This is a genomic window from Candidatus Margulisiibacteriota bacterium (genome assembly GCA_041650855.1).
Taxonomy (GTDB): Bacteria; Margulisbacteria; WOR-1; order O2-12-FULL-45-9; family XYB2-FULL-48-7; genus JALOPZ01.
Map to the genome: position 1 here is coordinate 1 of JBAZKJ010000007.1, position 13,842 is coordinate 13,842.

7 protein-coding genes are annotated in these 13,842 nt (G+C 56.9%); all 7 read right to left on the minus strand.

The window, feature by feature from the left end; all coding sequences use genetic code 11:
• A partial coding sequence (locus WC529_09015) for a hypothetical protein (protein MFA5114409.1) occupies positions 1-690 on the minus strand: 690 nt, incomplete at its 3' end.
• A 193-nt stretch (positions 691-883) separates the two neighbouring features.
• On the minus strand, positions 884-2,794 hold the full coding sequence (locus WC529_09020) for a PorV/PorQ family protein (protein ID MFA5114410.1): 1,911 nt from the start codon (positions 2,792-2,794) through the stop codon (positions 884-886).
• A gap of 50 nt (positions 2,795-2,844) precedes the next feature.
• Entirely contained in the window at positions 2,845-6,159 is a 3,315-nt protein-coding gene (locus WC529_09025) for an IPT/TIG domain-containing protein (protein ID MFA5114411.1), read from the minus strand.
• Positions 6,160-6,177: 18 nt separating this feature from the next.
• Positions 6,178-10,437 carry an IPT/TIG domain-containing protein gene (locus WC529_09030; protein ID MFA5114412.1) on the minus strand — a complete coding sequence of 1,420 codons (4,260 nt, stop codon included), beginning with the start codon at positions 10,435-10,437 and terminating at the stop codon, positions 6,178-6,180.
• Between the two features lie 2 nt (positions 10,438-10,439).
• Positions 10,440-11,333, minus strand: a complete 894-nt coding sequence (locus WC529_09035; protein ID MFA5114413.1) for a hypothetical protein — start codon at positions 11,331-11,333, stop codon at positions 10,440-10,442.
• Between the two features lie 124 nt (positions 11,334-11,457).
• A complete protein-coding gene (locus WC529_09040) occupies positions 11,458-13,056 on the minus strand; it encodes a hypothetical protein (GenBank protein MFA5114414.1) in 1,599 nt (532 codons plus the stop codon).
• Positions 13,057-13,065: 9 nt separating this feature from the next.
• A partial coding sequence (locus tag WC529_09045) for a hypothetical protein (GenBank protein ID MFA5114415.1) occupies positions 13,066-13,842 on the minus strand: 777 nt, incomplete at its 5' end.

Genomic DNA, 13,842 nt, shown 5'->3' on the forward strand with positions numbered 1-13,842 from the left:
GGAAAGGGTCCGGTTGCCGGTGGCGGCCGAAGCGGCGATATTAACATTTAAGGTCGCTTGGGTTGCGCTGTTGACGGTCGTAGAATTAATTGTGATCCCGGTCCCGCTGAACGCGGCGGTCGCGCCCGCCAAGATGTTGGTCCCAGTCAGAACCACGGACAGATTATTGGCTCCCTGAGTTCCGCTATTCGGATTGATCCCGCTTAAGGTCGCCGGAGTAGCGGCGGAAATGCTGACGGTGGTGGCAAAGCTTGCCGGTTTGTAAGTGAAGGTAAAGCCAGTCCCAACGCTGATCGGCGCGGAGGTGCCGTAGTTCCCTGTCGGGGCGCCGCTGCCGTTCCAGGTTTCCCAGGCACGGATATAGACGTAAGAGCTTTGGGTGATATTGCAAACGCTGGAGAAATTCCCGGCGGTTGCCAGCGTGTTGGTGAGGATCACGGAGTCGCCGGCCGGTAGGCCGTTGCTGGCGCCTGGGGCTCCGGCGGAATTATCGCTGGATTGAATGATCTGGACAAAACGACCGGAGGGGAGGAGCGTCCCGCCGACGCCGGTGTTATTGTAGATCTGGTTGGCTGGAGCATTGGTGCTGCTACTGGAAACAGTCACCGCGACCGCGTTGGCGATCCCGGTCAGGACGATGAGCGAAACCATGGCGACAAACAGGAAACCGAAAGACTTCTTGATTTTCATTAATCTTTACCTCCGCTTACAGATTTCGAAGCTTAGCCGTTTTTAACCGCGGACTTAAGTCCGCGATTAGTAAACTGATTACTTGAAAAATGGGGTACTCAGAGGTACTGCTTTCAGACGTTAATTATACCAAAAACGAAGGCAATTGTCTACGTTTTTGTAGACAATTGCCTCGCTCTCTTAAGCTGACGGTTTAGTCAACCGCAGCTCTGATTCTTGGGCGATCTTCGGGCGTGAAATCTTTCTGGAAACCTTTTTCCCAGGTATAAAGATCTTTGATCTTGGTGCTGGCGAGTGACGTCTTGCCCAGCATGTCGACCGCTTGAGCGCGGGCCATAGCTTGCTTGGGGCCAAGCTTATTGTTATCGACGAAGTTCAGCATACCGGCTTCTTTGGCCGCCTGGATGTGCCGGGCCGCCCAATGGTGGGTGGAAACGTCCCAGTATGGTTTGGCGTTGGCTTCCGCTAGCGGGAGCTTGTCGAAGCGGACCAGGACCGCGATACCTTCTGCTTTGCTGATCTTGTTGTTCGGCCGGAAAGTCTTGTCCGGATAACCCTTGATCAAGCCTTCGCGCTGGGCGATCTCGACATATTTCGCGGCCCAGAAGCCCGGTTTAACGTCTTTGAAGACCTGGCGGGCGCGGGTGCTTGGGACTTCGATCCCTTTAGCCCGGACCAAGAGGGTCGCTAGTTCGGCGCGGGTCAGGGCGCTATTCGGCTTGAAGTTACCGTCGGGAAAGCCCTGGACCAGGCCGACGGTCGCGTTGTTCTCGATCGGCATCTTCGCCCAATAACCTTCCGGCACGTCGGCAAAGGAGGTCAGGCGGACGAGCCGCAGTTCTTTGTTGGCGTTGTCGCCGTTAGGCGTGGTCGCTTCCACGACGATCAGTTTTTTGCCGTATTTATTGACCGGCGAGGTGGCGGTAAAGGTCCCGTCCGGCTGGACCTGAGCGTTGACGCCGTTGACTTTAACGGTGACGTCCTTGAGGCCGGAGCCGACTTCGCCTTCGGTAAATTTGACTCTACCGGAAACTTTAACGTTGTCGTCGTAGACGACCGCCCGGTCCATTGGGGATTCAACTGAAAGCTGAAGTTCCCGCTTGGTCGGGTCGCCGATGTAGCTGATCGAGAAATAGTGCGAGGTGTTCTCGGTGATGCCGCTGTACGGGTGGTAAGCGTAATCAAAGGAAACGCCCGAAACCCGGATCCCGACCCCCAGAGTCATATCGCTGTTGTCGGAACCAGCCCGGAGAGCCAGGTTCTCGGTCGGCCAGAATTCAAGGCCGGCATGCAGAGTGCCCGGGACATTGGTTCGGGTCGGATAATAATCGTAATCGAGATTAGTGTAAAGTTTGCGGCTCTTGTTAGCGAACAGTCCTTTTCCTTCTTTATCCATCAGGGCGACCTTGGCCCCGACCTTCAGGGTCGAAGGGATGCTGTCGTATTCGCCGCCGGCTTTGCTGATCTTGGCGCCGATACTGGCTGGCAGGGCGTTCTGCAGGGTCACGCCGAGGGTCGCGTACTCATTGGCCGGATACAGGGCGGAAAGATCGGCGTCGAAACCGGAGCCGGAGCCGTCGATCCCGGAACCGCCGACGTTAAAATACTTCAGGTTGGCGCCGACCGCGACCTCTTTGCCCAGGTTTAAATTGAGCGGAAGTTCACTTAAATAGGTGCCGTATGAAAGGAAAAGAACGTGGCTCCCCCAGGTCAGGTTCGAATCGGTGATCGCGCCGGTCCCGTCGCGCAGAGTGATATCGGCGACGCGGGAGCTAACCACGCCGACGCCGATGGCTGACTTTTCCCCGTACGGGAAAGCGCCCCCAATGACGGTATAGTTAACGTCATTGAGCAGATTGGTGTACATGGTCGTAAGTTTGGCGGAGTTGATCCCGGCGATACCGGCCGGGTTGGTGAAGATGGTGTCCCCGTCTTCAGCCATGCCGACGTAAGCTTTCCCCATCCCCATGGAGCGGGCGCCGACGCCGATGCTCATCGGGTCAGCCAGATAGCCGGTTGCCAGCGCTGGTGTTCCGACGGAAATAGCGGTCGAAAGTACGATCACGCTCAAGGCCAGATTAAAGAACGATTTCATATTTATCATTTGGCGTTTACCTCTCGTATATATATCGTCAAGTTTTATCATGAATTTCACTATTTCTTGACGACGAGGATCTTGCCTTTCGCGATCAGACCCTGGTTCTCGTTATTGACGATTCGGACTAAGAAGACGCCGTCCCCGACGGTCGCGCCGTACATGTCGACCCCGTTCCAGGTGACCGGGGAGCCGGTGACGTTCTGGCGGGAGACCAGCTTGGCGGTCATGTCGAAAATATAGACGCCGATATTGGTGGCGGTACCCGGATCGAACTCAATTTTGACCGGCACGCCGGTGTTCGGGTTGAACGGCGTCGGGTAAGCGACGATCGCGCCCGGGCCGGGGGCAACCGCGGTCACCGTGAAGGCGGCCGGGTTGGAATAGAACGACCGGATGATGCTCGGATCAGATGCCGACGGGAATTCCACCAGGACCTTGATGTCGTAAGCGCCCGTGCCCAAAGTATTGGGGACGGTCAGCACGATCTGGGTGCTTTCCCAGCTGACGATCGACGCTTCGATGATCGTGTTGGAAGCCGAGATGAACTGGACCTTGCGGGAGGTACTGGTCGCTTTGTCCCGGAAGTTGTAGCCAGTGATGGTCAGCTTGGTGCCGGCCGGACCAGCGATCGGGTCGATCGAGGTGATGACCGGTGCCTCGGTTGAAGCGGGCGGAGTGACCTTGCCAACGGTCGCGTAAAGACTGTCGAGATACTGATAGTTGGCCGTTGTTCCTGTGGTGTTCAGGACAAAGCTGTAATTGGCGACCTTGCTCCAGTCAAAGGTGGCGTTGGCCGCGGCATCGCTGCCGCCGGCATCGTAAGCGAAACTTGTTTTATCGAGCGAGACCAGGGCGTAACCGGACAAGGCCTTTAAGGTCGCGTTGGAAACGACCGCGATGAACGAAGTTCCGTCCGCGTCTTTGAGCCCGACCTGGAGGTTGTTGTCCGAGCCGTCCCACTTCAGGTAGAAGTTGATCTTTTCCGCGCTGGAAAGGTCGAGTTGGTTGGCGAGAGCCGCGCCCCAACCGCCGCCCCAGTCGGAGGTGAAGGAGTATTTTACCTTCATTCCTTTGGCCGCTTCTTTGGCCGCTTCGGACTGCGGACCGTTAGCGTTGATATTGGCGTTGTCGGGGGTGATCCCGGTGCCGAAAACGTAGTAACCGGTTTTATCTCCCGGAGCGGTGTAACTGCCGACCGAGCCGCCTTCGAAATCATCGAGGTAGACCCGGCTGTTGTCGACAGTGATAGTGGAGTTGGCGGTCTTGCCGGAAACGGTGACGACGATCGCCGCCGAACCGGAAGCGATCCCGGACGGAATGGAAGCGATGATCTGTCCGTCGTTCCAAACTGTTGGCTGGGTGCTGATCCCGCCGACGGTAACCGTGCCGGAAGAACCGAAATGAGAACCATTAATGATCAGGGTCTGCCCGGTGTAGGCCGAAGCCGGTGAGATGCCGGAGATCGAAGGATCGCTGACGATCCCAGCCGGATCGATCGTGATCGCCAGGGCTTTGGTATCGGTCTTGGCGGCCGCGTCGGTTACCCGGACCGTGAAGCTCGATGTTTGCGCGGTCGTTGGCGTGCCCGAGATCACGCCGGTCGAAGTGTTAAGTGAGAGACCGGCCGGGAGTGAGCCGACGGTGATCGCCCAAGTATAAGGAGCCGTTCCGCCGGAGGCATGCAAGGTTTGGTTGTAAGTCGTGCCGACAGTCCCGTTAGGGAGGCTGTTGGTCGTAATAGTCGGCTGGGCCACGCTGGTGACGGTGAAAACGATCTGGTCGTAAGGCGCCCAGTCGAAATTAGTATTCGAAGTCTGACCGTTGACGGTGACCAGCAGTTGTCCGGTTGTCGCCCCAGCTGGGACGGCAACGGTTAAGGTGCTCTTATCGGCGGCGTTGACGATGCTGCCGGCTGAAGCGGCGGTCCCGTTAAAGCTGATGGAGTTGCTGGCGGCGGTCTGATTAAACGCCGTTCCTTCGATCGCGACCGAGGTCCCGACTGGTCCGTTATTCGGAGTAACGCTGTAAACTTTTGGTTTCAGCGCGAAAGAATTAGCTGCGGTTTTCGCGTTGACGGTGACCCGGGCGTTAGTCGTGCCGGCCACGGCATAAGTCGCGCCGATGCTGATCGGTACGCCGACCTGGATCTTGGTGTCAGACCAGTAGTAGATCTGGGCCCCCGGTAAATTGTTATATGAACCGCCCTGGAATTGCAGGGCGACGGTGCTGGTCCCCTGGCTGGCGCCAAAATTAGTGCCGTTGAGGTTGATCGTTCCGTAGACGTAACCGGCATCTTTCCCTGGTTCCCAAGTGATGCTGGTAATCTGGGGATCGGTCCCGGCCGGAACGGTGACGGTAAAGATCGAACCGCTGGTCAGTTTGCCATTGTCATCCGGATTGGTCAGGGTAATGGTCCGTCCACCGGCGGTAGCCCCGGCGGCAACCGTGAGGTTAACGGTCAGTTGGGTCGCGCTGTTATAAGTAACTGAATTGACGGTGATCCCGGAGCCGCTGAACACGGCGTTGGCGGCGGCCCAGGCTCCGCTGTGGAAGTTGGTCCCGGTCAGGACGACATTCCCGGTGTAGCCTTGGTCGGCGCTGGTGGGAGCGGCGCTGGTCGCGAGCGGTCCGGCGTTGACCGTAAAGGTCACGGCGGAACTGGCGGCGGCGCTCGGGTTGGTGACGGTGACGCTGCGGGCGCCGGTAGCGGCGGCCGCGTCGATGTTGACGTTGATCGTAATCTGGGCCGCGGTGTTGACGGTCGTTGAATTAATGGTGATCCCGCTGCCGCTGATTTGAACGGTCGCGCCGCTCTGGAAATTGGCGCCGCTCAAAATCAGAGTTTGGCTCTGCGCCCCCTGACCCCGGCTGGTCGGGCTGATCGAAGAGAGGGTTGCCTGGACCGGCATATCGGTCGTAGTGGCGAAGCTGGCCGGTTTAAATGTATAAGTAAAACCGGTGCCGACGTTCTTTAGCTCTGATGTCCCATATTTACCGGTTGGGACGCCGCTGCCGTTCCAAGTTTCCCAGGCCCGAATGTAGACGTAGTTGCTGGTAGAGATATTGACGCTGGCGGAAAAATTACCGGCGGTTGCCAGGGTTCCCGTCGAGATCACGGAATCGCCGGCCGGAGCGCCGGTCGAAACGTCCGGAGCGCCGGGGGCGGCGTCGGTTGATTGAATGATCTGGACATATTTGGTGGCGGCGAGTAAAGTACCGCCGACGCCGGTGCTGTTATAGATCTGGTTGGCCGGGATATTGGTCCCGTTACAGGAGACTGTTACCGCCAAAGCGTTAGCCGCTCCGGACATTAACGTTACTGCCAGGAGAGCCAGCAGCAGCCCTTTCAGGAACTTAACTTGCTTGATCATTTTATGATTCCTCCTGTTTTAGTAGGGCTTAGCCTGTGACCAGCTGAACGACTGTTTCACCGGTTCATTCAGCATGTAGCCTTTACCCGGGACAAGTTGCAGAGTTGACGGCGCGCTTAGCGTTCCGTTGACCCAGCCGCCGGTCGTGTTGACCGCCATACCGTCGATCCCGTTGATCAGGTCGGCATTGGCGTTGAACTGATAGGCGGTGCCGCCATCAAGCGGGGAGGTCCCCTGCGAGGTGGCGTTGGTTAAACCGGAAAGTGCCAGGGTAACCGGTGTCGGATAGGCATTGCCGATCCATTCGGCAACCGCGGCCTGGTCTTTAACGCTGTCCCAACCGCCCGCTAAAGAGAGATCATTGGTCGCGGCGGTCGGTACTTTCCCGACAATAGTGATGTATTTTTCAGCTTGGGTCAAGTAACCGTAGGCCCGTCCGGCAGACAGATTGTCGATCGCCGGCACGCCAGGGAAGGCGGCCCAGGCGCCGCTGTTGTAAAGCGAGCCGCTGGTCACGTCTTTGTTCATGTTGAAGAGGAGAACTCCGTCCCCTTCCGCCACCTGGGCGCCGAATAGATCGGCGACCGAGTTGGTCTTGGGAGCGATCGGCGACAGCGGCAGGGAGACAAAGAACTTGTCCGCTTGCGTGTCCGACGGCCCGACGATCAGGTCGAACTTGCCGACGACGTTGGTTAAAAGGTCGCTGGTCTGCAGGGTCGCGCCATGAGTGATGAGCTTGTAGTAAGCGGCGCTGCCGGTCCCAACTAAGTTCGGGATCTGGTAGGTCCCGTTGGTCAGGTTGTCGCCATTAGCCGCTTTAGTCCACTTACTGGTGTCGGTCGTGAAATACGAAGTGTAGCTGGCCGCCCCTTGATCGATAGCGCAGTTCAGGACGTAGACGTCGACCGCGGTGTTGGCCGGGTTGGTCGTCCAGGTAATGGTCACGCCGGAACCAACGGTGTCGCCGTCGCGGACAATGTTGATGCTGGAGACCGGGTCGGTCGAGCCGGCGGTCGGTTGGCCGAGTGCGGCGTTGACGCTGGGCAGGTGATAATCGACGGCGCTCCAGTTGTCGGAAGTGTCCTTGATGAAAACGACATAATAATACTTAAGATTATTAGTTAGGCCGGTGTCGGTCATTTTCATCGCTTTGCCCGGGGTCGGGATATGGGTTCCGGAAGCCGGGTAAACGACGGTCCCAACGAGCGGATCGTAAGAGAGTGGGAAGGCACTCGCATACCGCCGGACTTCCAGCTTGGCCATGTCGGTGTCGGCCGGATTGGTCCAATCCAGGGTGCACTGCGTATCTCCGTTAGTGATCTTTAAATCGGTAACCTGGGACGGCACGGCCGGGTTTTCTGGCCCGCTCATGACGGTGAAGAGGTCGGCTTTGACCTTGGCAGAGGTTCCGCCAGGGCCCTCGACGCGAATGTCGTAAGTTCCCGGGGTCAGGTTCTTCGGCACGGTCGCTTCGATCCGATCCCCTTTAACGGCGACGACATTGGCTAGATTTTGTTCCGGGGTGGTTTCGATATAGACCCGCAGAATTGAAGCGAAGTTGGTCCCTTCAATGACGATGTCGGTCGTTTTGGAATTCGGTCCCATGTTCGGGTAGAGGGCCGTAACGGTCGGGACCGGAATGCTGTCTTTCACGAAAGTGAAAGCGGCATTGCCGAGCGCGCCGGTGTTCGGCACTTCATCCTGGGCTTTGATGGTGAAATAGACGAGCTGGCCAGCCAGAAGGTCGAGGCCGGTCAAAGTGTAATCTTCCGCGCCGCCGGCGACTTTCGGGGTCCAATTCTGGGTATAGGTCGACGCGGCGTTGAACTCCGCGTCGGTCGTGATCGGGTTCTTGGAATATTTCACGATGTAATGGGTGGCAGTGCCGGTCTGGTTGTCGTCGCCAACAGCGGTCCAAGTGAGCTGGACGGTGCCGTAAGCGGTTCCCGTGTGCGCCGTCAGTGTGGTGATGGCGGCCGGAGCGATGGTATCCGCGGCCGTGGTCACGGTAAAGCCGTCGGCCTTGGTGGCCGGTGTTTTGCCCGGGTTGGTGACGATCACGTCCCTGGCGCCGAGAGCGGCGTTGCCGGCGATCGTGATATTGACGGTAATTTTAGTCGCGCTGTTGAGCGTGGTGGAATTAATGTTGATGCCGGTGCCGTAGAATTCAACGTAGGTCTGGTTGTTGTAACCGGTGCCGGTGATCTCTACGTTGAGGGTCTGGCCTTGCTGGCCGGAAGAAGGAACAACCGTGCTGATGGTTGGCGCTGGAGTCGGCGCGGTAACCGTGAAAGCGCCGGTCTTGGTCGCCGGAGTTTTACCCGGGTTGGTGACGGTGACGTCTCTGGCGCTAAGGGTGGCGTTATTGGCGATGCTGATATTGACGGTCATTTTGGACGCGCTGTTGAAGACGGTCGAGTTTTTGGTGATGCCGGTCCCGCTGAAAGAAACGGTGGTCGCGGCGGTATAGCCGGTCCCGTTAACTTCCACGTCCAGAAAGGTCTGACCTTGCTCGCCGGAGGTCGGGTTGACCGAGCTGATAGTCGGGGTTGCCACTGGCGCGGTTACAGTGAAAGCGCCGGTCTTGGTGGCCGGGGTTTTGCCCGGGTTGGTGACGGTGACGTTCCTGGCGCTAAGGGTGGCGTTGCTGGCGATGCTGATGTTTGCCGTGACCTTGGTCGCGCTGTTGAACGTGGTTGAGTTTACGGTAATGCCGGTCCCGCTGAAAGAAACGGCCGTCCCGCTGTAATAACCAGTTCCGGTAACTTCCACGTTGAGGGTCTGGCCTTGTTCGCCGGAAGTCGGATTGACCGTGCTGATGGTCGGGTTAGACACTAACTCGTTGATGGTGAAGGCGTTGCTAAGCAAGCCGCCGTTCCCCTGGTTAGGGTTGACGATCGAAACTCCGTAGGTCGTGGTCGTGTTAGGGATCGCGGGCGTTCCCGGGAAGTCGACCTTGGCGGTCAGTTGGGTTGAAGATTTAACTTCAACGTTGGTCAACGGATAATTAACGTTATTATAAAGTAAGGAAACGGTCGGATTGGCCAGGAAATATTTCCCGGTGATGGTAACGTCGGTGTCGGTTCCGTGAACGGTTGAGTTCGGGGTGATCGAAGCGACCGAAGCGGCAAGGTAGCCGCTGGGCAAAGCATTGCCGGTCCCGTAAGCGATGATCTCGCCGGTCCAGCTGTTGGAAACGATCGTCCGCCGGCCGTCAGGAGTACAGATGACCCCGTCGACTTCCATTATATTGATCGGCGAATCCGGCAGAGCGGCCGGGGTTGTTCCCGGCAGGGTGACCCGGTAATAGTAAGACGGTTTCCCGCTGGCGTCGGTCGGATAGGTATAGAAAAGGTAGCCGTTGTTCGGCAAGAGGTCTAAGGCGACCCAGCCGAGGTCGAGCGGCCCTTTATTGATGACCGGTTTGGAGCTCAAAGTTCCGGCGGTGATGTCGTAGCTGAAAGCCGCGACGTCGGCGGCGGTGTCTTTGACGGCGACGTAAAGTTCGTTGGTCGAAGCGGCCACGTAGGTTGGCGTGTTAAGGTTGGCGCCGTTCTTATAGGTAATGGTTTTAGTGCTTCCGTTGACCGTGTAAGCGTACATGAAAAGTTCTTTGGCGGTGCTGGAAGTCGCTTTCCGGGTGACAAAGAGCGGGTAGGTGGTGGTCGAACCGTTAACGACCTTCGGGCCGACGGTGACGCCGTAAAGGGCGCCAAGTCCGGTCAGCTGGTCGGTCAGGTCGCTGGTCCATTTCCAGTTCTGGCTGGCGGCATCATAATCAAAAACGTGAACTTTAGCGGTTTGCATATCGGCCATGAAAACCCGGTCGCCGGCCAGGGCGATCCCGGCCGGGGAATCCCAGCCGTTGGTATCCGGTGTCCAGACCGCGTCTTTATAGGTGCCGGTTGGCAGGCCGTCGCCGCCAAGATCGTAGATCCGGAGCTTGGACTGCTGGGCGTCGTTGATGGCGACAAAGAGCTTTTTGCCATCCTCGGAAACCGCCAGCCCGAAGGTCTTGGCGGTCAGGGAGGATAGGTTGAGCTTACTGCCGGTATTTTCCGTCCAGACCGGGCTGTTGTTGCTGAACGATTGCGTGTAAACACGGATTGCCGCTAGAACAGTATTGTTGCTGGAGTCGTTCTTCGGCGCGTAGACCGTCTGGGTCAGCGGGTTGATGACCGCTTTGGCTGGCAGGACAATGGCGTTAGCCATCCCGGTCAGGACGACCAGGGCGAGGGCCAGGACCGTAAATTTGAGGCCGGACTTCAATTTTTCCATTATTATTTCCCCTCCAAAGTCGGTGTCATGCGATAAGCCCAATTGCCATAGACATAGTTTTGAGCGTCAAGGCCAACTGAATGGTCTATTGTAATATCTAACACGTCGGTTTGGTAGAAGGCGGCCGGGACTACGACTTCAACCGGTTGGCCGTCACTCCCGTTAGCGCAGACCGCGCCGATCAGGGGGCGGGCCGCCGCGTCATAAAGATTTTGCCAGACCTGGCCGTCTAGGTTGTTAGTAATCTTTACGGAATGGAGATAAACTTTCATTCTGTTCCCTTCATCTTTGTGGTTAATAAAAGGATTGAGAGTGAAATTGAAAGGATCGTTGATGTCGTTAATTTTACCGTTAAGTCCCCCCCATAAGCAAGTGAGCGGGAGGGTTAAGCTATCTTTATAATCCGGATCGATCAGCGTTGAGTCCGACTGGAAATAGGCCGCGATCTTTTTTAGACCGCTGAGCCCGGCCCCTTCAACCTTTACGGTAATCGGGTTCATGACCCTGGCTTGATAAGTAGCGCCGTCAAGGGCGACAATTTGCTGGCTCTCCAGCAGGCGGGAGATCGGCGGATGTTGCGCGTCGACAACCGGGGCGTCGACGATAGCCGCTTCGGCTATGGCGTCATTGACTAACGCGGCGTCATTGCCGATCGGTGGAATGGTGGAGCCGCCTTCTGGATAAAGAGGAATGCCGCCGTCTTTGGTGACCTGTTCAGTCGCTGGGCCGCGTTCCGGGCCGGTTTCGGCGCTGCCGCAGTGGAGGGCGAGGATCGCGGAACTGATCCCTCCCAGGACCGCGAGCGGCTTGGCGAAACGGCTTCTTTCGGCCACGATTGGGCGGGCGACGAGTTCTCTTGTAGCGACGGGAGCGGTCCTGTTCATTCTGCTGATCATTTTTTTCCTCCTGCTGACTATTTAGCGGTCTTTTTATAAGGGGAAAAGCGGGGCCAAAACCACGCTCTTTCTCCCATATTATTATCGACTTCCTCTGGGGGAAATTTCAGTTTATTTTGCGGAATTATTCCGGGTCCCGTTCCGGCGCCTGCCAGGTCGCGCTAAGCGCGGCGTTGATGCCGTTGATTAGCGACGATAAACTGGAAATGGCTTGGTTGAGCTCCTGGCCGATCCGCGCCCGTTCTTCGGTCTTTTTGGCGATCTCTTTTTCGCGGGCGGCCAGCTGGCTGTTGAAGCCGGCGATGGTGCTGGCGTAATGCCGCTGGTTGGTGTTCGATTCCCGTGCGAGCCGGGTCTTTTCGTTTTCCAGACGGGAGAGATCGGCTTTTAATTGCCGGTCGGCGCCGCCGCGCAGTTTGCTCAACAGGTTGGTCTTGCCTTCAATTTTGGTTTGCAGCAGGTTCTTTTGCCGGGGGTCGATCGTTTGCGCCCAAAGCTGGGTCAGCTCGACACTTTCGCGGAGACAGGCGCTGATCATCGGATCGGCGGCTAATTTCTGTTCGTGTTCCGACTTGGTTTGAGCGATCCGGTCCTCGAGCTCGGAAAGTTGTTGGGAGAAACGGGTGTTTAACATTAAACTTGCTTCTTCTTCCCCGGAAAGTTTGACCGTGAGCTGAGCTTTTGCTTCTTCCGCGGTGTTAATGGCGGCATCGATGGTTTGCCATTGTTCTTGAAGTTTGGCCAATTGAGCTTTGATCTCTTCGATCATTTCTGTGACGGTATAAGCTGGTTTGGCTAGGGCCGCGTCCAGGATGGCGTTTTGTCTTTTTGCCGCTTGCAGCTCGCGATTGGCTTTGGTCAGCTGTTCGCGCAATGAGGCAACTTCTTGTTCCGCCGCCGGAGCGCCGGTTGGCCGGGCGTTTAAAAGGTTGAGGAGCTCGGCCCGTTTTTGGTCGCGGGCAAGGGTTTCCTGGTCGGGGACGATCTCCCCTTTATTATTAATGATAAGGGTTTCACCCGGTTTGAAAATAGTAAGCCTGCCGTTGACCAAAAATTCATGATCATGGGCGACGGTGACCTTAAAGCGGTTGTTTTCCGGTTCATAGGAGATAACCGTCCCGCTCCGGAAGTCCTGGTTAAGGAGGCGGTGGTCGACCGCGATTTTAGCCGAAATGAAAATTTTATTGGCGGTCATGGTCAGTTCAGTTCCAGGGTAAAAATACATCTTCTGGGTTTCGACGATAAACGTAGTCTGAGGGAAGTCTGTCCCGCTCATGCGGCCAAGCGAGCGGAGCTCTCCGATATAGATTTCTCTTCCGCTTGTTTTGCGGGCGTGGGTTGGTTTCCCTTCGTGGTCAAAAGTAAGGATTGTTCCTTTGCCGAACAGGGCCGAGTAGATCGAAGCTGGCTCCGCCAGTTCGCCGACATTAGGTTGATTAGTCCCGGTAAAATAAGTTACGCTATCTTTTTTCAATAGGATCGGAGTCCGCTGGCCAGGGATTTCCACGACCTGGCAGTTTTTAAGCTGTAATTGTCGGGTTAAGATCGCGTCGAGCAGGTTGTTCGTCGCGGCGAAAAGAGCGGTCCGGTCGGTCCCGTTTACGCCGGGCGATTGGATGATGGCGTTAGCCCGTTGCCGAAGATGGACCAGATCGCTTGGTCTGGCTAAGCCTTTGGTAACGGCGGCGGTCATTCGATTAAGGAACGCTGGTTTAACTGGCATATATTCTCCTTAGCCTATCTTTTCGCTGATCATTATTTTTAAGAGCGCGGCGATCCGTGCCGCTTCCGGTGAGACGGCTGACGGCAGAGCTTGTAACGCCGCGATCAGAGCGGCTGGGTCGGAAAGGGCGCCGGTCAAGGCGGTCAAAGAACCTTCGATTGAAGGGCTTTGCGCCGCGGCCAGAGCGGCCTCTTGTTTTTTGGCCGTGGCCTGCAATTCCTCAATCTGATGTTGCAACCTTTGCTTTTCCGCTTCGGCGGCAGTCGCGGCAGAAGCGATCTTCGTAGCGGCGTTATTATTGGCTTTTTCGATTTCCTTTTTAGCCTCTTCTTTAGCGGATTGAATAGCTTTATTAGCGGCAGCCAACTCTTTTTCTAGCTTTGTTTTTTCATCTCGAAGTGAAGCGTTAGCTTTTGTCGCTGTTTGGACATCTTGGCTGGCTTTCTTTGTAACATCAGCGAGCGCGATCCTCTGGCTTTCGGTTTGGGTTTTGATCTGGCCTTCTAAATTCTTGATTCTAGCTTCCAGTTCTGAAATTCTAGCGGCGGAAGCGTCGGCAATTTTAGTTTCTTCGGCGGGAGCTGGGGCCGGTTGCGGCGCGGGCAGAGGAGCGGCAACGGGCTTTGGTTCGGTTGCCGCGGCGAGTGCGGCGGCGCTTTGGAGGAGTTCTGCCGCTTGGTGAATATGGGTCGGACGGCCTGACATATCGTCAACCGGCTTTTTTGGTTCAGCCGCCGGGCGTTGGGCCGGGAGTTGGCGCATTCGTTTGTTCATTTCGATCTTTAT